General features: G+C 54.8%; 1 protein-coding gene. It reads right to left on the minus strand.

Features of this window, described 5'->3' with window-relative positions; translation table 11 throughout:
• Positions 1–458, minus strand: a 458-nt coding sequence (locus HMPREF2952_RS01950; protein WP_070695217.1) for a PAAR-like domain-containing protein, incomplete at both ends; no start/stop codon positions are given.

The raw sequence follows: 458 nt of genomic DNA on the forward strand, positions 1-458 counted from the left end.
AACTTCAAACCGTGTATCGGATTGACCGGACGGCCGGCACCTACCGCCCCCTTACAGGACAAACAGGTTTTAGGGGGGAGTCTTTTGCTGAACTTGCCGTTCATATGGAACATATCGCCGGTACGCACGATATAGCGTTTGCGGATTTTAACCGAGGAAGAATGACGCATCGGCCAGGCCGGTTTGGTGGCGGTGCGGCTTTTTACCCCTTTACGGCCCGGAAGGGCGATTTCATCGCCATAAGTTTTGTGCGTCTTACTGGCATTAAAGACAAAAGCAGGCTTGCGGTTGAGGCGTACGTCTTTGGCGACGGTTTTGGCACCGCCGAGATCAGCAAAGAGTGGGAAGGGGATGGGTGGAACGGAAGGCGGAGCGGGAGGAGGCGGCCAGCAGAAATCGGGGACGGTAAAGACAACGCGGAATTTGCTGCTTTTACGGGCGATTTTATTGACGGCCAT

Source organism: Neisseria sp. HMSC068C12 (assembly GCF_001814095.1).
Taxonomy (GTDB): domain Bacteria; phylum Pseudomonadota; class Gammaproteobacteria; order Burkholderiales; family Neisseriaceae; genus Neisseria; species Neisseria perflava.